The organism is Spectribacter acetivorans (assembly GCF_031846305.1).
Classification (GTDB): Bacteria; Pseudomonadota; Gammaproteobacteria; order Nevskiales; family Salinisphaeraceae; genus Spectribacter; species Spectribacter acetivorans.
This window is the reverse complement of record NZ_JAVRHY010000005.1, coordinates 173,948-193,135: the sequence shown is the minus strand read 5'-3', so window position 1 is coordinate 193,135 and position 19,188 is coordinate 173,948. Positions and strand designations below refer to the sequence as shown.

The window sequence follows — 19,188 nt, the reverse complement described above, 5'->3', positions numbered from 1 at the left end:
GTGGCACCCGGCCCGCGTTCCCCCTTCGCGGGCCGGCAACCGGACCGGCGATCAACGCGAGTGTCGCCGGACCAACCGAGCGGGACGGCTTTCTCCCCCTGGCCGTCCCGCTCGTTTTTTCAATCATCGCCGGCGCTGTCAGCATCCAGCTCACATCGCGCAGGCAGAAGCGGCGCCAGCTCGGGCCAGACGTTATCCAGCATGCGCGGCTGGGCCGCGGCGGTGGGATGAATCCCGTCGGCCTGCATCAGGTCGTCGTCCAGGGCCACGCCTTCCAGCAGGAACGGCACGAAGGCCACCTCGGTGGCCGCCACCGTCTGTTCGAAGGCGGCATCGAAGGCGCGGGTATAGGCCGCCCCGTAGTTGGGCGGAATGCGAATGCCCACCAGCAGCACCCGGGCGCCGGCGTCGCGCGACGCCGCAATCATGGCTTCCAGATTGGCCTGCAGCCGCGCCGGCGGCAGCCCCCGCAGGCCGTCGTTGCCACCCAGTTCCAGGATCACCAGCTCAGGCTCATGACGTGTCAGCAACGGCGCCAGCCGGGCCCGGCCGCCGGCTGTCGTCTCGCCGCTGACCGAGGCATTATGCACGGGCAGCGCGTCGCAAACCCGCGCCACACGCGTATCCAGCAGCGATACCCAGCCCTGTTCCGCTTCCAGGCCGTAACCGGCGCCCAGGCTGTCGCCCAGCACCAGGATGCCGTCGGCGGCGGCAAGCCCGGGCAGCCACCCGCACAGCAACAAGATCCACACACGCATGAACAACACTCCGATGGTCGAGGCGCGCGGCGTTTCGCGCACCGTTCCCGGCCCCGACGGGCCCCTGATGTTACTCGACGCCATCGACCTGACCGTGGCCCGCGGCGAAACCGTGGCGGTGGGCGGTCCCTCGGGCAGCGGCAAGTCCACCCTCCTGGGACTGCTGGCGGGGCTGGATGTGCCCAGCGCCGGCGACATCCGGCTGGCCGGCGAGGCTTTCAGCGACCTCGACGAGGACGCCCGGGCCGCCCGCCGCGGCGCCCTGTGCGGCTTCGTGTTCCAGTCATTCCATCTGGTAAGCGACCTCACGGCGCGGGAAAACGTGATGCTGCCGCTGGAACTGGCCGGCGCCGACCGGCCCGGTGACGCGGCCGACCGCTGGCTGGAACGCGTGGGCCTGACCCATCGCCGCCAGCATTTCCCGCCCACACTGTCGGGCGGCGAGCAGCAGCGGGTGGGGCTGGCCCGGGCGTTCGCCACCCGTCCGCAGCTGCTGTTCGCCGACGAACCCACCGGCAGCCTCGACCACGCCAATCGCGACCGCGTGGCGGAACTGCTGTTCGACCTCAACCGCGAGGCCGGCACCGCGCTGCTGCTGGTCACCCACGATGATGACCTCGCCCACCGCTGTCAGCGGGTGCTGCGGCTGGAGGCCGGGCGGCTGCAACATGGGTAGTCTGCAGCGCTGCTGGCGGGACGGCGCCTTCCGCATCCTGGCGTTGTCCGTGGGCCTGGCCGCACTGGCGCTGGCCAGCGTGATCCTGCTGCGCGCGGAACTCGACCAGCGGGTGGACCAGCGCACCGCCGCCAGCCTGGGCGGCGCGCTGGTACTCGAAGGCAGCCGCGCCCCCGATGATGGCCAGCGGCCGGTCGGAAACGAGCTGTCCAGCTCCCTGGTGCTGGAATTCCCCACCGTGGTGGTGGCCGGCGATGACACCCTGCTGGTGTCGGCCAAGGCGGTGGACGCCGACTATCCGCTGCGCGGCGAGCTGCAGGTGGCGCCCGATCGTTTCGGCGCCGCCGGCCCCCGCGATCACGGCCCGCGGCCGGGCAACGCCTGGGTGGCCGACGGCGTGATCGACCGCCTGGGCAAGGCCGTGGGCGACACGCTGACGCTGGGCGAAACCGACCTGACCATTACCGGGGTGATCCGCAGCGAACCCGATCAGGGCACCGCCTTCTACAGCGTCAATCCGCGGGTGATGATGCACGCCGACGACGTGGCCGCCAGTGGCGTGATCGGCCCCGGCAGCCGGCTGGATTACCGCCTGCTGGTGGACGGGCCGGCGGCGGCCGTGGCCGCCCATCGCCGACAACTGGAATCCGCCAGCCTGCGTCCGGATCAGTCCCTCGAAGGCGTGGACGACGCCCGCGTGCGCTCGTTCGGCCCGCTGCAGCAACTGACGCTCTACGTCAGCGTCGGCGTGCTGCTGGTGGTGGTGCTGTGCGCGGCGGCGCTGACCATGGCCAGCGCCCAGCGCGCCGCCCGTCAGGCCCGGCTGGCCGCCCTGCTGCGCACCTTCGGTGCCCCGCGCCGGCGGGTGCTGCGACGGCTGCTCACCGGCGAGGCCATCGCCTTGTTGCCGGCGGTGGCCGCCGGTCTGTTGCTGGGTAGCCTGGTCGTCGTGATCGCCCGCCAGGCCCTGGGCTGGCAGGGGCCGCTGGCCGCCGGTCCGGCCGACTGGCTACTGATCGCCGCACTGCCGCCCGGCCTGTGGCTGGTGTTCGGCGTGACCCAGGGCCTGGCCCTGGCCCGAGCCCCGATTACCCGGCTGCTTCAGCGTAGCGGCGGGGTCCAGCCGGTGGGCGCGGGCGGGCTGGTCGCCGCGGCGGCGCTGCTGGCGCTGGCCGCTGCCTGGCTGAGCGGCTCCGCGCAGGAACTGGCCTGGTTGATCGGCCTGCTGCTGGTGCTGGCCATCGGGCTGCCGGCCGCGCTGTGGCCGCTGCTCAAGGGGCTCGACTGGCTCAGTCCGCGGCTGCCGCTGGCCAGCCGGCTGGCCCTGCGCCGGCTGACCCGCCGGCCGGCTCTGGCCCTGCCCCTGCTGGCGGCGCTGATGGCGGCGATGGCGGTGCTTGCCCTGTCCGGCCATGTCGGCACCCGGCTGCTGGCCGACTGGCGCGCCAGCCTTCCCGAGCGGGCCCCCAACTACTTTCTGCTGAACGTATTCGACGCCGACCTGCCAGCCCTGGACGCCTGGCTTGACGACCACGACGCGCTGGCCAAGCCGCGCTACCCGGTCACCCGGGCCCGGCTCACCGAGATCAACGACCAGCCGGTGCGCCAGGCGGTGACCAAGGAGTCCCGCCAGGCCGGCAACGCGTTGAATCGCGATCTGGTGCTCACCGAAACCGACCGCCTGCCGCCCAGCAATCAGGTCAGCGCCGGCCGCTGGCACGGCGAGGACGACACCACCGGCGTGTCGGTGGAAACCGAGCTGGCACAGGGGCTGGGCATTTCACTGGGCGACGACGTCACCTTCGTGGGCCCGTCCGGCGAACTCACCGCCACTGTGACCAGTCTGCGAACCGTGGACTGGGAGAGCTTCGAGCCCAATTTCTACTTCATCTTTACCCCCGGCACGCTGCCCGCCGCCGATCTGTCCTGGCTGACCAGTTTCTGGCTACCACCCGGCGACGGCGGCCGGCTGGCCGGGCTGCTCAAACAAATGCCCCAGGCCACGCTGCTGGACGTGAACACCCTGCTCGACCGGGCCCAGGCCATCATCAACCAGGCCAGCCGCGCCAGCGCCCTGCTGGCCGCGCTGCTGATGGCCGCCGCTCTGCTGGTGCTGGCCGCCGCGCTGATGAGCCTGCGTACCATAAGGGACCGCGACAACGCCATGCTGCGGGTACTTGGGGCGGACGCCGCGCTGCTGCGCCGCATCGCCTGGCGCGAGGCGCTGGCCTGGGGCGGGCTGGCCGCGATCGGCGCCAGTCTGCTGATGACCGCCGCCCTGTGGCCGCTAGGTCACCTGCTGTTCGACGGGCGTCTGCCCTGGTCGATCTGGCAACTGCTGCCGGCCGCCGCCGCGCTGGGCATCGCCCTGGGCGGACTGCGGCTGGGCCGCGGCGGGGACGATGGCCCCATGCGCCTGCTGGCCTCGTAGCAAGGTCATCCGCGCCCTTTTTTGCTAATCTTGCGCCCGCAAAAACGGTTCGGGGGAGCTATGGCCCGTTATCAATGCGACGATTGCGGCTTCATCTATGATGAGGCCGAAGGCTGCGAACACGAGGGTTTCAAGCCGGGTACGCCCTGGTCGGAAATCCCCGAGGACTGGCCCTGCCCCGATTGCGCCGTCCGGGAAAAACCGGACTTCATCCCACTCGACGATTAGGAATCACGATGAAGAAGTGGCAGTGCATTGTCTGCGGCTGGATCTACGACGAGGCCGAAGGCTTGCCCGACGAGGGCATCGAACCCGGCACCAAGTGGGAGGACATCCCCGACGACTGGACCTGCCCGGACTGCGGCGCACCCAAGGACGACTTCGAGATGATGGAGGTCGACTGACACCGCCGCGCGGATGCGGGCAAGGATCGCGCGGCATCGATCGGAGGGCCCCTGAATGAGCGGCGTCCGCCTGGACAAGTGGTTGTGGGCCGCGCGGTTCTTCAAGACCCGCACCCAGGCCACGAACGCCGCCAACGGCGGCAAGGTGTCGGTTAACGGCGGGGGCGGCAAGGCCGGCCAGACCGTGCGGATCGGCGACAAGCTCGACATCCGCAAGGTCGGTCAGCAGTTCCGCATCCAGATCACCGACCTGGCCGATCGCCGCGGCAGCGCCACCGCCGCCGAAGCCCTCTATCACGAGGACGAGGCCGACCGCACCGCGCGTCTCGACGCCATGGCCATGCGCCGGGCCGAGGCCCGCAGCCAGCCCCGACCCGACGGGCGGCCCGACCGCAAGGGGCGCCGGCAGTTGCGGGATATCAAGCATCGGGGTGGGTGAGTCGAAGCGACCATACCCGGGTATCGCACCTTTTCCTCATTCCCGTCGGGACGAGCCGAGCACTGCAGGGCGGTGAGGTCCCAGGCCCGAAGGGGCGCGCACAGGGCATCCTGCCTCGAACCCCGTTCGAGGCAGGACTCGCCCGCCGGAAGCGGTTCTTTGGTGACTTTCTTGTCGCACAAGAAAGACACCCGGCCCGCTTTAGCGGGGCGGAATTCTCTTCATTTCTGAAGCGCTGGAAACGCTGAGTTACCAGGATGACTCAAGATTGCCGCGGCCCCTGACGGGGCCTCGCAATGACGTTTTTAAGGCGTTGGGACGCGTTGATTCGGACAGGCGACATGAATGACGCCTTACGGCCCGGTATATGCCGCTGTAACCGCCGATCCGCACCGCGGCGGCAGCGTCGCTAAATCACCGGCAACCGCGACTCCACCACCGCCCGATCCGCCATCGGCGGCGACACGGCCAGTTCGGCGGAGGCCGCGGCCAGGCGCTCCCCCGCCAGGCGCGCGCCGCGAATATTGCCGGCCATCGGCCCCAGTTCCATTTCCGCCAGTCGGCCGGTCACGTACAGCCCCGGCCGCCACTGCAGATCGGGTTGCGGGGCGGGAAAGCCGCAGGGGGTCAGCGGCGGGGCCAGTTCGCGGATCAGCTGGCTGATGAGCTGGCCGCCGGGCAGGCGGTCGGCGAACCCGGTGGCGACAACCAGTTCGTCCGCCGGCACGGTGCGGCGATCGGCCAGCACCACGCCGCGGTCGTCCAGACCCATGGCCGAACCCACATGCACATGCAGCGCGCCGCGACGGATGGCGCGTTGCAGCCCGGCGGCCACGTCGCGCGGCAGGGTGCCCGGATGGCGGGCCACCTGGATACGCCGCCGGCGCTGGCGCCAGTCGCCGGCGGCAAACGGCACCAGGCAGCGGGGCCCGGCGTAGCAGGGCTGGGCGTCGAAATCCGCCCGGCGCAGGCGCCGGCGGGTGACCAGATTCACCGACCGGCCGCGGGCGATCAGGCACAGGGCAAGCTGCCCGGCGGTGATGCCGCCGCCGATGATGGCGACGTGGCCGTCACCGCCCGGCATGGCGAAATCGTGATCGAACACATGCGGCACGCCGGCGGCCCAGTCCGGCCGGTCGGGCGCGGGCGGCCCGGGGGCCAGCAGCACCCGGCGGGTCCACCACGAGCGTTCCCGGCCCCAGACGCGATAGCCGCCGGCCTGGGGTTCGATGCGGGTCACCCGTTCGCAGGCGCGCAGATGCGCCGGTTCGTCGGCGATCAGTTGACGACAGTGGGCGTCGAACAACGCCAGCGCCGGGCGTTGATACGGATCGATGAAGGCCGGGCCGTCCAGACGCACGCTGTCGGCAAAGCGCCGCAGGGCATCGCTGCGCAGGCCCAGATGATGAGCCTGGGGCGAGCGCAGATAGTCCATGCCGCAGGCCTCGGCCCGGCGGTCCCAGGCGGCCAGCGGGGCCGGGGCATCGTCCACGATCAGCAGATCGTCATCGGCCACGCCCAGCCGGCCGCGCAGCACCCGGGATAAGTGGGTGCCATGCACCCCGCCGCCGACAATCAGCCATTCGAGCACGGTCGCTCAGCCCCCCTCGCTCATCCCAGCGCCCGCATCTGACCGGCAGTGAGCTGCCAGCGCAGGGTGCCAGTGCCGCCCTCGGCCGGGCCGGGGAATTCCACGCAGGCCGCGCCGGCCTTTTTCAGCGACAGGATGCGGTCGCGCTTGCGGGTCAGGCCCCAGGACACCCAGGCAGACAGGTCCGGCTCGTGCCCCACCAGGATCAGCGATTCGTCGGTGGGACGGCCATGCAGCCAGGTATCCAGCGCCTCCGGACCGGCGCCGGGATTCAGCGCCGCCGATTCCACCAGCGGCGGCTCACCCACGTACGGCGCCAGCAGTTCGGCGGTCTGCTGGGCCCGCAGCAGCAGGCTGGACACGATGGTATCCACTGCCTGGCCTTCGAGGCAGGCACGCAGACCGGCGGCGGCCGCCCGGGTACGGCGGCGGCCCTTGTCGGTCAACGGGCGTTCCTCGTCGGAAAGCCCCATGTCGTGCGCTTCCTCGCGATCCATTGCTATGCCGTGACGAAAGGCGATGATGTCCATCGGATGGTCACCTCTAAACCATGAATGCGTCGGGGCGATGACAGCCCCGCCGCGGGGTTCGACACCGGCGAACGGCCGTCAATTCGGCACTATCCGCCGCGACGCCGGAATGCCGATCCGGCTTTCCATTCAAATCAGAAGCTTACCGCAGTGCAGCGCGCAATGGCTGCCGGGCAGGCGGGTACGGGCAGTCGCATCACGGTAACCCCGAACCGGGTTTTTATCCCGGTGCCGGCCGGGCACGCCAGCCCCCTGATTGCGCAGCGATTCTGGCGCTGTCCACACGGGATATCCACAGGTCATCCCGGTCCCAATGCACCGGCTTTTCCACCGGCGGACACAATATGTAGTAACGAATGCGCAAAATACGCTTGTTGACCACACCATATAGTGGTGTATTGTTGAGTCGTCGCCCGTGACCGCGGGCGCCCGAACAACGAACCGCCAGCAGGGGTGAACGCACATGCAGACGCAAACAGACGCCGTGACCGAGCGGCCGCAACAGCCTGTTGATACGCCGTCCAGCGCGGAACTGGCCGCCACGGCGCCGGGCTCCTACAAGGTGATCCGCCGCAACGGCAAGGTCACGCCGTTCGACCGTTCCAAGATCGAGGTGGCCCTGACCAAGGCGTTCCTGGACGTGGAAGGCCGCTCGGGCGCTGCCTCGAGCCGCATCCGCGACACCGTCAAGCAGTTGTCCGAGCAGGTGGAACAGGGCGTGACCCGCAGCCTGCCCGGCGGCGGCGCGGTGCACATCGAGGACATCCAGGACTACGTGGAGCTGGCGCTGATGCGCGGGGGCGAGCACAAGGTGGCCCGCTCCTACGTGCTGTACCGCGAGGAACGCGCCCGCGAACGCGCCGAGGCCGCGGCCAAGAGCGGCAAGACCGGCGCCACCGTGGCCAAGGGCGCCATCAACGTGGCGTTCAAGGACGGCACCACCCGGGCGCTGGATGAAGTCCGCCTGAAGAAGGTGATCGAGGAGGCCTGCCACGAGGTCAAGGGCGTGGACGCCGAACGCCTGCTGGCCGACACCATCAAGAACGCCTACGACGGCATCAACGAGGACGAACTGGCCACCGCGCTGGTGCTGTCCGCCCGCCAGCGGCTGGAAGCCGAGCCCAATTACGGCCAGGTCGCCGCCCGCCTGCTGCTGGACAAGCTGCGTCACGAGGCGCTGACCTTCCTGGCCGACGGTCAGGTGGAATACGCCACCCACACCGAGATGACCCAGCGCTATGCGGATTACTTCGCGGACTACGTCAAGCGCGGCGCCGAGCTGGAACTGCTGGATTCCCGCCTGCTGGAATACGACCTCGAGCGCCTGGGCAACGCCCTGATCGCCGACCGCGACCTGCAGTTCACCTACCTGGGCCTGCAGACGCTCTACGACCGCTACTTCATCCACTCCGAGGGCAACCGCTTCGAGCTGCCGCAGGCCTTCTTCATGCGGGTGGCCATGGGGCTGGCGATCAATGAAATCGAGAGAGAAGAGCGGGCGATCGAGTTCTACAAGCTGCTTTCCAGCTTCGACTTCATGAGCAGCACGCCCACCCTGTTCAACAGCGGCACCCTGCGCCCGCAGCTGTCGAGCTGCTACCTGACTAGCGTGGCCGACGACCTGGGCGGCATCTACGGCGCCATCCACGACAACGCCATGCTGAGCAAATTCGCCGGCGGCCTGGGCAACGACTGGACCCCGGTGCGCGCCATGGGCGCCCACATCAAGGGCACCAACGGCAAGTCCCAGGGCGTGGTGCCGTTCCTGAAGGTGGTCAACGACACCGCGGTGGCGGTCAACCAGGGCGGCAAGCGCAAGGGCGCGGTCTGCGCCTACCTGGAGACCTGGCACAAGGACATCGAGGAATTCCTGGAGCTGCGCAAGAACACCGGCGACGACCGCCGCCGCTGCCACGACATGAACACCGCCAACTGGGTGCCGGATCTGTTCGTCAAGCGCGTGCTCGACGACGCCCAGTGGACGCTGTTCTCGCCCAACGACGTGCCCGACCTGCACGACCTGACCGGCAAGGCCTTCCAGGAGGCCTACGAGCGCTACGAGGCCAAGGTGGACGCCGGCGAAATCAAGAACGCCAAGAAGGTGTCCGCCGTGGGCCTGTGGCGCAAGATGCTGTCGCAGCTGTTCGAGACCGGCCACCCCTGGTTCACGTTCAAGGACCCCTGCAACCTGCGCAGCCCGCAGCAGCACGTGGGCGTGGTGCACTCGTCCAACCTGTGTACCGAGATCACGCTCAACACCAGCCCGGGCAAGGAAATCGCGGTGTGCAACCTGGGGTCGATCAACCTGCCCCAGCACATCGTCGACGGGGAACTGGACAGCGCCAAGCTGGAAGCCACCGTCAACACCGCCCTGCGCATGCTCGACAACGTGATCGAGTACAACTACTACAGCGTCAAGACCGCGCGTGACTCCAACCTGCGTCACCGCCCGGTGGGCCTGGGCCTGATGGGCTTTCAGGACGCCCTGTACAAGCTCAAGCTGCCCTACGAATCCGAGGACGCGGTGACCTTCGCCGACCGCTCCATGGAGCAGATCAGCTACTACGCCATCCAGGCCTCCACCAACCTGGCCGAGGAGCGGGGCGCCTACTCCAGCTTCAAGGGCAGCCTGTGGGATCAGGGCGTGCTGCCGATCGACTCCATCCGCATACTGCGCGACAACCGCGGGGCGGAGTACCTGGACCAGGACGACTCCCACACCCTGGACTGGGACAGCCTGCGCGCCCGCATCAAGCAGGTGGGCATGCGCAACTCCAACTGCATGGCCATCGCCCCCACCGCGACCATCGCCAACATCACCGGCGTGAGCCAGTCGATCGAGCCGACCTACCAGAACCTGTACGTCAAATCGAACCTGTCCGGCGAGTTCACCGTCATCAACCCCTACCTGGTGGATGACCTCAAGACCCTGGACCTGTGGGACGAGGTGATGGCCAACGACCTGAAGTACTACGACGGCTCCGTCCAGGCGGTGGACCGCATCCCGGACGATCTCAAGGTGCTGTACAAGTGCGCCTTCGAGATCGACCCCAAGTGGCTGGTGGAAGCCGGCAGCCGCCGTCAGAAGTGGCTGGACCAGGCCCAGAGCCTGAACCTGTACATGGCCCAGCCCTCCGGCCGGAAACTGGACGAGCTGTACAAGTTCGCCTGGCAGAAGGGCCTGAAGACCACCTACTACCTGCGCACCATGGGCGCCTCGCACACCGAGAAATCCACCATCACCGACCATCGCCTGAACGCGGTGGCCCACGGCGGTGGTCACGGCAGCGGCGGTCCGGCCGCCGCCAGCGGTCGCGGTGCCGGCGCGGCCGGGGCCTCGAACGGCAGCACGGCCGGCGCGGCCCCGACCAATGGTCACGCCAACGGCAAGGCGCAAGCCGCGGCACCCGCCGCCCAGCCGACCGCCCCCATGGCCTGCGCCATCGACGACCCGGACTGCGAGGCCTGTCAGTAACCCGGATCTCTATCGCCTGAACGAAGCCATGCCCTCTCCCCGCCGGGGAGAGGGCCAGGGAGAGGGGGGAACGATTGCAACCATGACCCAACAAATGGACTGGCACCCAACAATCATCGACACCGGCGACGACCCGCGCGAATCCGGCCCGCTGCCCTCCCAGGCCAGCGACGCCAAACGCCATCAGCAGCAGATCCGCCAGCGGCGCACCCGCGCCCGCCGGGTGATGCAGCTGAACCGCCGCCGCTAGACAACCACGAAGACCGACGCCACCACGCAGCCGGCCTTCGACACCGACTTAACGCAAGACAAGGATGACGACCATGCTCGAATGGAACGACAACCGCCCGACCGATCCCAACCAGAGCGTGCACCCGCCGCAGCCGGCCGCCACCCCCGACCCCTTCGCGGTGGAAGACGGCGAGCTGCGCGCCCGCGAATCCGCCGACAAGGACACCGCCGTTACCGGCCTGGAACAGGTGGAAATGGGCGCCGACCGCGTGCAGGTGGACGACAAGGCCATCATCAACTGCCGCGCGGACGTCAACCAGCTGGTGCCGTTCAAGTACCAGTGGGCGTGGGAGAAATACCTGTCCGGCTGCGCCAACCACTGGATGCCGCAGGAAATCAACATGTCCGCCGACATCGCCATGTGGCAGGACCCGGACGCCCTGTCCGATGACGAACGCCTGATCCTCAAAAGGGGCTTCGGCTTCTTCGCGTCATCCGAATCGCTGGTGGCCAACAACCTGGTGCTGGGCATCTACAAGCACCTGACCAACCCGGAATGCCGCCAGTACCTGCTGCGCCAGGCCTTCGAGGAAGCCGTCCACGGCCACTGCTTCCAGTACATCGTGGAAAGCCTGAACCTGGACGAGGGCGAGATCTTCAACATGTACCGCGAGCTGCCCAGCGTCCACAACAAGGCCGCCTGGGCCATGCAGTACACCCAGAGCCTGAACGACCCGGACTTCACCACCGGCACCCCGGAAAACGACCAGAAGTTCCTGCGTGACCTGATCGCCTTCTACGTCATCTTCGAAGGCATCTTCTTCTACGCCGGCTTCGTGCAGTTCCTGTCATTCGGCCGCCGCAACAAGATGACCGGCACCGCCGAACAGGTGCAATACATCATGCGCGACGAATCGATGCACCTGAACTTCGGCATCGACGTGATCAACCAGATCAAGATCGAGAACCCCCACCTCTGGACCGCCAGCTTCCAGGAAGAGGCCCGGGCCATGATCGACAAGGCCATGCACCTGGAAATCGCCTACGCGCACGACTCCATGCCCCGCGGCGTGCTCGGCATGAACGCCAGCATGTTCGACGAGTACATGAAGTTCATCGCCAACCGCCGCTGCAGCCAGATCGGCCTGGCCGAACTCTACCCCGGCGCCGAGAACCCGTTCCCGTGGATGAGCGAGATGATGGACCTGAAGAAGGAGAAGAACTTCTTCGAGACTCGGGTGATCGAGTATCAGACGGGTGGGGCTTTGAGTTGGGATTGATTGTCAGTCACAGCATTAAGTGACCGAAATCACAGGATGCGGTGACCCTGCGAACGATTCGCAATTGGGCGGCTTGAGCACCGGAATCAACGCTGATATAAGGGACTGGTAGATAGGCGCGACGACGCAATCAAGCGTGTCGCGCCATTTCGAATCTTCGGGTCCGGTGACGTTGAAAGTTTAGAAATGAAATTTCACGTCAAGCCTCTTGAGTATGGTCAACTTACACGCGACAGTATCCGTTGAAGCGGATCGAATATCATCGTATTCTCCGCGTTACGGCTCGTAGATATAAGAATTTAGGATGAAAGTAGCGCCCGGACCTTACGTATTTTGAGGCCCCAAAGAGTCTTGAGCTTATACGTTCAAGGCCCGAGTTGTACGCCGATGGCAGCTGCGCCAAGTGCCGGGCTGGTCGAGCATTTAGGCCCGTCACTTCATTTCCAACGCTTGTAGTTAATGCCCAGCCATTAGGCGACTATCCCATGCGCGATGCGGCCGAGGAGATATTCCACCTCGCGCGCGCCGGTCTCACTTTTAGCGTATGCCAGAGGCGTGTGGCCTCCCAAGCCTCGATTCGGCGTATGCATCCAATCGATCGCCATCGCACGGTCACGAACGACACTCTCCGCTACCCCATATAGCCCCGCGACGCGTAATAGTCGATCCGACTCCGGCTCATTGAACCGCCCATCTCGCTCACGTTGATTAAGGGTGCTTTGCGAAACTCCTATAGTGTCTGCGAGCAGTTGCCTGGGCGCACCATAGCGACTACAGAGCACTGTAAACACCTCGAACCTGAAGCCCTGCTGGATGGCCTCGATCAGATCGGCAATTGCAGATCTCTTTGGGAGCTCTAGGACCCTGGCACCCTGCAACCGGTAGTCCATGCTCATTTCGCCGAACGGTTCCGAACCTTCGCCAATCGCCACCTGTGGCTCCACTCGTTATTCGTCAGGCTAGAGAAGGTATCAGGTTAGCGAATGCGGTAAGAAGCAAAGGAGTCCAATCTAGGCTCTACGCTGACATAAGAGGAAGTTCGGCTTGAGTGTCCAGCCGAACCCTCGACAACTCCCTTAGCATCGTCAGGAAGCAGCCTTATACGCACCATTTGCAAATTTACCTAAAACCACTTTCGTACCACGCTCCACATAACACGATAAACGTACTATTCAGAGGTAAAGGCGAACTATTGCAGATGAAGGTCAGCGGGCTGACTAAACCTTATTGATGCTCTAGCCATTTAGCCAGATCAGCACACTTGCATAAGAGCGTAAAAGAAAGCGGTGCGGTTAGCCAAAGTGAGAGCTGCTCGATCAGTACAAAGCCCACCCGGGATGGTCGGCCCGCAAGTAGCTCGTCAGAATTTCGGGACTCGGGTTTATTGCGTCGCGCCATGTTGCCTTCCTCGGGCTGTCATAATAGCTCAACACACTGAATCAAGCATTGATTTGACGATAGTCGAATTCAGCATCCAAAAGGCTATACAACTCAGAAGCAATCCGACGCCAACTACAACACCGACTATCCAAAGAATCAGCCGCTGGTGATTGATCCGTCTTTCCAGCATCAGGAAGGCCGCTTCAAACCCATCAGCGACCTCAAGGAGCTCTGATTTAAGTTGTCCTTTCTGACGTGCCACCTCGGTTTTTATGACTTCCAGAGTGTGCCCTTGGTTAACGAGCAGCAAGATCAAAAAAATACCGAAGATGAAGGCCCCAAGCAGAACTGCAGCGTTGGTAATGAAAACTGCGCCCATAACATCGGCTTTCTTCATCTGCGTTGCGACGACGACAGTAGCAGCAGGAATGCCCAGCAGTTGACCCTGTATGCTAGAAAGAACCTTGTGGATTCTTGAGGTGTACTCGACCTTCAGCGCCTCAACTTCATCACGCACCTTTTCGTAGGAGAATGCTGAGAGGAATACAGCATGCTGCGATTTTGCATCAGAAAGGATCACGTCCAGATTACGGAAGACGTGGTGAATCCTATTATTGGCGGAGATCCCGCGAGTCTGCCGGATTACTACCTTGGCTACAGCCTCAAGACGGTGCTTTCTGTGAAGACTGTCAGCACAGAATTCAACGAAAGCGTCACTGCTCTCGGGCGTAATTGCGTTGAGGTCCGTCGGCGAAATGTTGATAGGCAGATCGACAAGCCCGGCACTGTCAGCAAAGAGCAGTCGCGTCTTGTCCTTATCCACGAGCGTCGCGGAATCGCATAGCTGCTGCAGGACACTATGCAGCGGTTTCAAGTTCTCGCCTTCAGCCGGAGGTCCCGGATCTTCAGAAAACCAATCCAAATCAACGATATAAAATTCGCCAATAGGTGAAAGAAGCCGCGCACCGTTGCCCAGAAAAACTTCTAGATTGCGGTACACCGGAGTACTTCTAGGGGGGAACAGTCGAATATTTACCGCGGCACCTATCTGAACGTCCTCTGGCGCTGACAGAATGGCTAGACCGAGTTCTTCCGAGCGGTCTTCATCTTCTGCCTGCAATAGGAATAAACGCATCGATTCGCCTGAGACATCGAGATAAGCTTCAGTTGTGCCATCTACTTGTTTGGTATCCCTGATGGCCCGGTAGATTTCGACGATGTGAGCTAAGTCGTTCACGGCTCAGGGAAGTCGTTCTGGAAGCGTGCAATAACTTCGTCAGGCACGTTCTTAATAGTTATCTCTTTCGCATCAGCATTTAGCTGGATATTGCCTTCAGTCACAGCTTCCCGCTCGAATTTCATATGCCAGTGCGGGCCTTTCCCCTCGAAGCGGACAAGCCCCTTCAGGGCAGTCTTGTGTGGCACGAAGCCATCCGATATTCCGGAGTCAGGATCTATTAACGGCTCACGCAGCGCATCCGGGTTGTCCGGCCAGGCTCGATTGCAAAGTGAATCAATGTTCAGGGGTTCGGCGTTCTTGGCGCAGTCATTTAGGTACTGATAGATCAGACTACGAGCGGCTTCCCGCTGGTCTTCTGTGGCATCCAGCCTATTGACGGCACTACGGACGACATCCACCAAACGCGTCGTTTCCTTGCGTATGGCCTGGGGATGGGTGCAGCCCAGAAACCTCAGAAAGTAATCGGATACGTCTTTCGATGCGCCCTGAAGAAAGCTGACGTAGCGATCTTCGTTATCGAGCCAACGCGTGATATCCACCCGTCCCGCGAACCTCATGCTGTTGAGGTCGAGATGAACGCTATCGACGAGATTCAGGTTGTTGTCAATCGCCGCGCTTACCTTGTCGGTAAGTATCGTAACGATGAACCATTGGGAACCACCGCTCGTCACGTGCGCCATCAGTACACTGCCGCCCGTTGCCAAGTTTGAGCTGGCCTCGTTTGCCTTGGTCAGAAGGGTTTGCATCAGTGCATGGCTGGTTGCAACGAAATCAGCGGACTGATCCTGGAAGTGCTTGCGAAGGTTGGCCGCTGTGGGATAGTTCTGCTCATCGGCCTCAAAAGCTCCATGAGACTTCCCGGAGCGATTCTTGTAGGCGGCGTGGATCTCGTCGATCAGGCGATCCAAAGAGTTTGATGGTGGGAGCGGCGTATTCCGAAGCTGCAATGTTCCCTTAGCGCGTTGCGCCTTGATGATTTTGTGCGCGATTGCCGCAGTAGTGGTCAGTTCCATCCGAAGCTCCCAGAGTCATTCTTTTCTTAGCGCCATGATGGTAGAGATGCGTTATTCTGGCCTAAGCGCTTAGATCAACAAGGTCAGTCACGTTCATCACTGAGGGTAGCACTATGCGGAATACTACCCACTACCAGAAACCACCGTTTTCTTTACGCTTCGACTGTCCCTCTCAGAGCCCCTGAAAGGGCTTGATACGGCGCAAGAAACCACGTACAAAAAACTATATCAAGAATAGGTACGTTTTCTTGCTTATAGGATATGCCCGCGTGTCGACCGTCGACCAGCGCCCAGAGTTGCAACTGGATGCGCTGCGTGCCGCTGGGTGCGAGCAGGTCTTTGAGGATCGAATTTCGGGAGCCACCAGAGAACGCCCGCAGCTCGCCACGTGCCTCCAGACGCTTCGCAGGGGCGACACTCTGGTCGTGTGGCGCTTGGATCGGCTGGGACGCTCATTGAAGGACCTCGTATCGATTGTCACGGAGCTGGACTCCCGAGGGGTCGGCTTTCAGTCCGTGACCGAGGCCATCGATACCAGTACGTCGAGTGGACGCCTTGTCTTCCACATCTTCGCGAGCCTAGCCGAGTTCGAGCGATCGATAATCCAGGAGCGCACCCGCGCTGGTCTCGCGGCAGCTAGAGCTCGCGGTCGCAAAGGCGGGCGCAACCCAAAGATGACGCTGGCCGACGTGCGCAAAGCCTCAGCCATGCTCCGTGACCCGAACATGACCAAAGCGGAGGTGGCGGAGCATTTTGGTGTCTCGCGGATGACCTTAAATGCTTCGCTGAAGCGCCACGGACTGCCCGACCTTCCAAGCTCACGCAGTGAGCCTCACAACTGACAGACTGCGGACATGACCGAAGAAGACTTCAAGAAGACCCTCTGGGATACAGCCAACGCGCTGCGGGGCTCCGTTTCAGCCGCCGAGTATAAGTACCCGGTGCTGGGGCTGGTGTTCCTCAAATACGTGTCTGACATGTTCGATGCCCAGGCCGAGGTTATCCGATCCCGGCTTGCCGACCCGAAGTCGGACATCTACATGGATGACGAAGCGATTCGCGCTGAGGCCGAGCAGGAGTTCGTGACCGATCGCAGCTTCTATGACGCAGACAACGTGTTCTGGGTGCCGAAAGAGGCGCACTACTCCCACCTTCTGAAAGGTGCGGCGGCTGCCGGCAAGGATTTGCCCAACCAGCTCAACGCGGCCATGCGGGCGATCGAGAAGGAGAACGCCAGCCTGAACGGTGTGCTTTACCGGCAGTTCGATCAGCTCGAACTCGCGCCGGGAACATTGGCCTCCCTCATGGCCAAGGTCGCGGAGCTGAAGTTCGACCCGGGGAAGCACGGCAGCCGCGACATCTTCGGCGAAGTCTACGAATACTTCCTTGGTGAGTTCGCGCGCGCCGAAGGTGCGCAAGCCGGCGAGTTCTATACGCCAAAGTCTGTTGTGAATCTGCTCGTCGAGCTGCTTGCGCCCTTCCGGGGCAAGATCTACGACCCCTGCTGCGGCTCGGGTGGCATGTTCGTTCAGTCGGCGCAGTTCAAGGAAGCCCACGCCAGAAAGCTGGGCAAAAAAGGGGATCTACCGATCTATGGCCAGGAAATGATGGCCGCGACGCGCCGACTGGCGAAGATGAACCTCGCGGTACACGGGCTGGGAGACAGCGATCTCGGCGAGACCTATGGATCCACCTTCAACAACGACCAGCACCCGAAGCTGCGGGCCGACTACATCCTCGCAAACCCGCCCTTCAACATTTCAAATTGGGGCGGCGACAAGCTGACCGAAGATCCGCGCTGGACCTACGGCATACCGCCGAAGAACAACGCCAACTACGCCTGGCTGCAGCACATGCTGGCGCGGCTATCGACACATGGGCGCGCAGGCATCGTGTTGGCAAACGGCTCGATGACCACCAACACCTCGGGTGAAGGTCAGATTCGCAAGATGATGATCGCCGCCGATGTGGTGGAGTGTATGGTCGCGTTGCCTGGCCAGCTTTTCTCGAACACGCAGATACCCGTCTGCCTGTGGTTCCTGACCAAGGACAAGAAGGCAGGCGTCAATGGGGCCATCGATCGAACCGGCCAGACCTTGTTCATCGATGCTCGGAAGATGGGGTCGCTCCAGCTCAGCCGCACCATGATCGGGTTCTCGGATGAGGAAATTCACCGCATTGCGCAAACCTACCATCGGTGGCGGGGCACGGAGTTTGTTGACGACGGCGAGCACGAAGACGAACCGGGATTTTGCAAGTCGGCGGACTATGCGGAGATCGAGAAGCACGGCTTCGTCCTGACGCCAGGTCGCTACGTCGGCGCAGCTGAAGTCGAGGACGACGACGAGGCCTTCGAGGAGAAGATGCAGCAGCTCACCGGCCAGCTGAGCGAGCTTTTCGCCAAGGGGAACGCGCTGGAGGACGAGGTGCGCAGGCAGTTGGGGAGGGTTGGATATGAAGTCTGAGTGGCCAACAGGCCATCTAGGCGATAATGCAGAAACCTGCCTCGGAAAGATGTTAGACGCAAAGAAAAACCGAGGGGTGTTGCAGCCGTACCTGGGCAACGCGAATGTCCAGTGGGGACAATTCAATCTCGACGATCTTCAGTGCATGCGCTTCGAGCCTGATGAAGAAGCGCGATACAGCGTTTCTGAAGGAGACCTCATCGTATGTGAAGGCGGGGAGCCAGGACGTTGCGCAATTTGGCACGGCCAAGTACCAAACATGAAGTTGCAAAAAGCGCTCCACCGTGTGCGGGTCAAGCCATCGCTTGACAACTACTTCCTGTACTACTGGCTAAACCATGCAGCGAGAACTGGTGAACTGGAGGTTTTCTTCACTGGGACAACCATAAAGCACCTAACCGGGCGAGCATTAAGGGCTTTGCAAATACCCTTGCCGCCTATTGAGGAGCAAAAATCTATATCGACGGCACTGCGCGCATTGGACGAAAAGATCGCCAACAACGGCGCCCTCGCCGCCAACCTCGAATCCATCGCTCGCGCCGTCTTCAAATCCTGGTTTGTTGACTTCGACCCAGTGCGCGCCAAGATGGAAGGCCGGGAGCCGGAAGGCATGGATCCCGAGATTGCGGCCCTGTTCCCGGATCGGTTGGTGGAGAGTGAGCTGGGGTTGGTGCCGAAGGGGTGGAATGTACGACCCATCTCTAATCTATGTGAGATCGTGGGCGGAGCTACACCTTCTACTAAGGAGCCTGAGTATTGGGAAAATGGCGAATTCGCCTGGGCCACGCCCAAGGATCTGGCGAACCTATCTGTGCCTGTGCTGCGCCAAACTGCTCGTCACATTACTTATGCTGGTGTCTCACGCGTTAGTTCGGGGTTGCTTCCTCCCGGGACAGTGTTGCTCTCTTCTCGTGCGCCTATCGGTTATTTGGCGATCAACACGCTTCCGGCGGCTATCAACCAGGGCTTCATCGCGATGAAGCCCAGTCAAGGTGTATCAAACGTTTTCCTTTTGTACTGGGCTCAGGCGTCGCAAGACATGATCGTTGCAAATGCGAATGGCTCGACCTTCCAAGAGATAAGCAAGAAGAGTTTTCGGCCTTTGCCTGTTATAGCCCCACCACAAAGCGTCATGGGGGCTTTTGATGAAATAGTTCGTTCGCTGTTCAATAGGGTGGCCGTATTAGAAGAAGAGTCGGCTGCGTTAGCTGAGGCGAGAGATGCACTCCTTCCAAGGTTGATATCTGGAATGGTTAAATTGCAATAGTTGCAGCG

17 protein-coding genes are annotated in these 19,188 nt (G+C 63.2%); 11 read left to right on the top strand and 6 right to left on the bottom strand.

Annotated elements, in window-relative coordinates:
• Positions 1–119 precede the first annotated feature (119 nt).
• Positions 120–758, bottom strand: a complete 639-nt coding sequence (locus RM531_RS07555; RefSeq protein WP_311658424.1) for an arylesterase — start codon at positions 756–758, stop codon at positions 120–122.
• On the opposite strand from RM531_RS07555, the gene RM531_RS07550 reads away from it, so the two are divergent.
• The 5 genes from RM531_RS07550 to RM531_RS07530 are packed head-to-tail and all read left to right on the top strand — an operon-like array spanning position 757 to position 4,708.
• Positions 757–1,434, top strand: coding sequence for an ABC transporter ATP-binding protein (locus RM531_RS07550; RefSeq protein ID WP_311658423.1), 678 nt, complete (start codon positions 757–759; stop codon positions 1,432–1,434). The genes RM531_RS07555 and RM531_RS07550 overlap by 2 nt on opposite strands.
• Entirely contained in the window at positions 1,427–3,865 is a 2,439-nt protein-coding gene (locus RM531_RS07545) for an ABC transporter permease (RefSeq protein WP_311658422.1), read from the top strand. Before RM531_RS07550 ends, RM531_RS07545 begins: the two co-directional genes overlap by 8 nt.
• A 60-nt stretch (positions 3,866–3,925) precedes the next feature.
• Positions 3,926–4,093 (top strand): rubredoxin, encoded by a 168-nt coding sequence (locus RM531_RS07540; protein ID WP_311658421.1) that lies wholly within the window; start codon positions 3,926–3,928, stop codon positions 4,091–4,093.
• 8 nt (positions 4,094–4,101) lie between these two features.
• Positions 4,102–4,269: a rubredoxin RubA gene (gene rubA / locus RM531_RS07535; protein WP_311658420.1), complete on the top strand. Its 168-nt coding sequence runs from the start codon at positions 4,102–4,104 to the stop codon at positions 4,267–4,269.
• Between the two features lie 55 nt (positions 4,270–4,324).
• Positions 4,325–4,708: an RNA-binding S4 domain-containing protein gene (locus tag RM531_RS07530; protein ID WP_311658419.1), complete on the top strand. Its 384-nt coding sequence runs from the start codon at positions 4,325–4,327 to the stop codon at positions 4,706–4,708.
• A gap of 409 nt (positions 4,709–5,117) precedes the next feature.
• Here the strand turns inward: RM531_RS07530 and RM531_RS07525 are convergent, their stop codons facing one another.
• Both RM531_RS07525 and RM531_RS07520 read right to left on the bottom strand, forming a co-directional pair.
• Positions 5,118–6,299: an NAD(P)/FAD-dependent oxidoreductase gene (locus RM531_RS07525; RefSeq protein WP_311658418.1), complete on the bottom strand. Its 1,182-nt coding sequence runs from the start codon at positions 6,297–6,299 to the stop codon at positions 5,118–5,120.
• Positions 6,300–6,319: 20 nt separating this feature from the next.
• Complete coding sequence (locus RM531_RS07520; RefSeq protein ID WP_311658417.1) at positions 6,320–6,829, bottom strand: SixA phosphatase family protein; 510 nt, start codon at positions 6,827–6,829, stop codon at positions 6,320–6,322.
• 463 nt (positions 6,830–7,292) lie between these two features.
• On the opposite strand from RM531_RS07520, the gene RM531_RS07515 reads away from it, so the two are divergent.
• From RM531_RS07515 to RM531_RS07505, 3 genes are all read left to right on the top strand, one after another.
• A complete protein-coding gene (locus RM531_RS07515) occupies positions 7,293–10,304 on the top strand; it encodes a ribonucleoside-diphosphate reductase subunit alpha (RefSeq protein ID WP_311658416.1) in 3,012 nt (1,003 codons plus the stop codon).
• 82 nt (positions 10,305–10,386) lie between these two features.
• Positions 10,387–10,554: a hypothetical protein gene (locus tag RM531_RS07510; protein WP_311658415.1), complete on the top strand. Its 168-nt coding sequence runs from the start codon at positions 10,387–10,389 to the stop codon at positions 10,552–10,554.
• Positions 10,555–10,627: 73 nt separating this feature from the next.
• Positions 10,628–11,815: a ribonucleotide-diphosphate reductase subunit beta gene (locus RM531_RS07505; RefSeq protein WP_311658414.1), complete on the top strand. Its 1,188-nt coding sequence runs from the start codon at positions 10,628–10,630 to the stop codon at positions 11,813–11,815.
• A 470-nt stretch (positions 11,816–12,285) separates the two neighbouring features.
• Here the strand turns inward: RM531_RS07505 and RM531_RS16130 are convergent, their stop codons facing one another.
• From RM531_RS16130 to RM531_RS07495, 3 genes are all read right to left on the bottom strand, one after another.
• Entirely contained in the window at positions 12,286–12,705 is a 420-nt protein-coding gene (locus RM531_RS16130; RefSeq protein WP_432280505.1) for an Xre family toxin-antitoxin system antitoxin, read from the bottom strand.
• A 536-nt stretch (positions 12,706–13,241) separates the two neighbouring features.
• The gene (locus tag RM531_RS07500; RefSeq protein WP_311658413.1) at positions 13,242–14,432 is read right to left on the bottom strand and encodes a hypothetical protein; all 1,191 of its coding nucleotides are present in this window, start codon (positions 14,430–14,432) and stop codon (positions 13,242–13,244) included.
• Positions 14,429–15,448: a nucleoid-associated protein gene (locus RM531_RS07495; protein WP_311658412.1), complete on the bottom strand. Its 1,020-nt coding sequence runs from the start codon at positions 15,446–15,448 to the stop codon at positions 14,429–14,431. Before RM531_RS07495 ends, RM531_RS07500 begins: the two co-directional genes overlap by 4 nt.
• Before the next feature lie 248 nt (positions 15,449–15,696).
• On the opposite strand from RM531_RS07495, the gene RM531_RS07490 reads away from it, so the two are divergent.
• Genes RM531_RS07490 through RM531_RS07480 form a run of 3 tightly spaced genes read left to right on the top strand, consistent with a single transcriptional unit; the run spans position 15,697 to position 19,180 of the window.
• Positions 15,697–16,290 (top strand): recombinase family protein, encoded by a 594-nt coding sequence (locus RM531_RS07490; protein WP_311658508.1) that lies wholly within the window; start codon positions 15,697–15,699, stop codon positions 16,288–16,290.
• A gap of 12 nt (positions 16,291–16,302) precedes the next feature.
• Entirely contained in the window at positions 16,303–17,913 is a 1,611-nt protein-coding gene (locus tag RM531_RS07485) for a type I restriction-modification system subunit M (RefSeq protein WP_311658411.1), read from the top strand.
• Positions 17,903–19,180 carry a restriction endonuclease subunit S gene (locus RM531_RS07480; RefSeq protein ID WP_311658410.1) on the top strand — a complete coding sequence of 426 codons (1,278 nt, stop codon included), beginning with the start codon at positions 17,903–17,905 and terminating at the stop codon, positions 19,178–19,180. Before RM531_RS07485 ends, RM531_RS07480 begins: the two co-directional genes overlap by 11 nt.
• The last annotated feature ends 8 nt before the right edge of the window (positions 19,181–19,188 follow it).

Coding starts and splice junctions, on each gene's coding strand:
- RM531_RS07550 (WP_311658423.1), top strand. CDS start 757: ATGAACAACACTCCGATGGTCGAGGCGCGCGGCGTTTCGCGCACCGTT.
- RM531_RS07555 (WP_311658424.1), bottom strand. CDS start 758: ATGCGTGTGTGGATCTTGTTGCTGTGCGGGTGGCTGCCCGGGCTTGCC.
- RM531_RS07545 (WP_311658422.1), top strand. CDS start 1,427: ATGGGTAGTCTGCAGCGCTGCTGGCGGGACGGCGCCTTCCGCATCCTG.
- RM531_RS07540 (WP_311658421.1), top strand. CDS start 3,926: ATGGCCCGTTATCAATGCGACGATTGCGGCTTCATCTATGATGAGGCC.
- rubA (WP_311658420.1), top strand. CDS start 4,102: ATGAAGAAGTGGCAGTGCATTGTCTGCGGCTGGATCTACGACGAGGCC.
- RM531_RS07530 (WP_311658419.1), top strand. CDS start 4,325: ATGAGCGGCGTCCGCCTGGACAAGTGGTTGTGGGCCGCGCGGTTCTTC.
- RM531_RS07520 (WP_311658417.1), bottom strand. CDS start 6,829: ATGGACATCATCGCCTTTCGTCACGGCATAGCAATGGATCGCGAGGAA.
- RM531_RS07515 (WP_311658416.1), top strand. CDS start 7,293: ATGCAGACGCAAACAGACGCCGTGACCGAGCGGCCGCAACAGCCTGTT.
- RM531_RS07510 (WP_311658415.1), top strand. CDS start 10,387: ATGACCCAACAAATGGACTGGCACCCAACAATCATCGACACCGGCGAC.
- RM531_RS07505 (WP_311658414.1), top strand. CDS start 10,628: ATGCTCGAATGGAACGACAACCGCCCGACCGATCCCAACCAGAGCGTG.
- RM531_RS16130 (WP_432280505.1), bottom strand. CDS start 12,705: ATGGACTACCGGTTGCAGGGTGCCAGGGTCCTAGAGCTCCCAAAGAGA.
- RM531_RS07495 (WP_311658412.1), bottom strand. CDS start 15,448: ATGGAACTGACCACTACTGCGGCAATCGCGCACAAAATCATCAAGGCG.
- RM531_RS07485 (WP_311658411.1), top strand. CDS start 16,303: ATGACCGAAGAAGACTTCAAGAAGACCCTCTGGGATACAGCCAACGCG.
- RM531_RS07480 (WP_311658410.1), top strand. CDS start 17,903: ATGAAGTCTGAGTGGCCAACAGGCCATCTAGGCGATAATGCAGAAACC.